At 69.9% G+C, this 1,489-nt stretch carries 1 protein-coding gene; it reads right to left on the bottom strand.

The window, feature by feature from the left end; all coding sequences use genetic code 11:
• Window positions 1-30: 30 nt before the first annotated feature.
• The gene (locus AWW66_RS32165) at window positions 31-1,419 is read right to left on the bottom strand and encodes an IS701 family transposase (RefSeq protein WP_067374598.1); all 1,389 of its coding nucleotides are present in this window, start codon (window positions 1,417-1,419) and stop codon (window positions 31-33) included.
• Window positions 1,420-1,489 lie beyond the last annotated feature (70 nt).

The raw sequence follows: 1,489 nt of genomic DNA on the forward strand, positions 1-1,489 counted from the left end.
CTGCAGTTGCCGCAGTAACGGCGTAGAGGCTCAGGTCTGCCCCGCTGCTTTTGGGCGTGTCAGCCGTAGTTGGGTGAGGAACAGTTGGGCTGCTGCGGTGAGGGTGACGTGGCGGTGCCAGCCGATCCAGGAGCGGCCTTCGAAGTGGTCGAGTCCGAGGGCGGTTTTGAGTTCGCGGTAGTCGTGCTCGACGCGCCAGCGGCTCTTGGCCAGGCGGACCAGCTCGGCCAAGGGCGTGTCGGTGGGCAGGTCGGACAGCCAGTAGTCGCTGGGTTCGTCCTGTCCGGGGGGCCACTGCACGAGCAGCCAGCATTCGGGCAGGACGCCGTCGTCGCCGCGGTGGGGGCCGCGTCGGATCACCCGGCCGGCGGGACGCACGCGCAGGGCGAAGAAGTGCCCGGACAGCTCACCGACACGCTGGTCCGGGGTGCGGGCGGCTGCGGGTAGCCGGGCACGCCAGCGCACCAGACGCGCTGTGTCGGCGCCGTGGGTGAGGGCGAGGTCCTTCAGGCTGCGGGCCGGCTGTGGGTACTTCGGTGTGGGGTACTTGCCGACGCCGGCGTAGGGCACCTCGACGGGTTGGGCGTCACCGGGTTGGGCGGTGGTCGACGACGTGGTCGCCACGATGTAGGCAATGCCGCGTTCGGTCAGGCCCTGACGGAACTCGGCGACCTGGCCGTAGCCGGCGTCGGCGGTCAACAGCGGCGGGCGCAGCCCCCATTCGGCCAGTTCGTCGAGCATCTCCAGGGCCATCAGCCACTTCGGCCGGTACCGCTCGGTGTCGGGGACCTTCGACGCCGCCCGCCGCCGGCGGATCTGGGCGATCTGCTCGGCGGGCGGCACCTGCACACGGGTGTGTGGTTTCTTCGCCCCGGCCGCATCGCGGGTGACCGGCTGCTGACGCAGCCTGCGGGCATGGACGTTGGCCGGTTTGCCGTCCGAGCCGGCCACGCAGGTGTCGTCCCAGGACTCCGGCACGAACAGCCGCCAGTTCAGCACCGCCGACGCGGCGTCGGTCGCCGCGTGGACGCTGACAGCGATCTGGCAGTTGGCGACCTTCCCAAGGGTGCCGGAGTACTGCCGGGCCACGCACGCAGACGCCTTGCCGTCCTTGGGAAACCCGGTGTCGTCCACCACCCACACCTGAGGCGTCACCAGGTCGATCGCGGCCGCCGCCGCCCGTCGCCGCACACCGGCGACGTCCCAGGTGGAGGAGGTCAGGAACTGCTGCAACTGCTGGTGATCGACCCCGAGCCGTTCAGCCATCGGCTGCATCGACTTACGCCGGCCGTCCAGCATCAGCCCACGCAGATACCGCAGACCCGTCGCCCGCTGATCCGACCGCCGCAACCCCGCGAAGATCCCGGCCCCGAAGTCCTCCAACCGCGCCCGCACCCGAACGAGATCCCGCTCATCCACCGCGGCAGCCAAACACCACCACGACGCTCAAACAAGCGACACGCCACAACAACCTAACAAAGCACTACTA

The organism is Micromonospora rosaria (genome assembly GCF_001567585.1).
GTDB lineage: Bacteria > Actinomycetota > Actinomycetes > Mycobacteriales > Micromonosporaceae > Micromonospora > Micromonospora rosaria.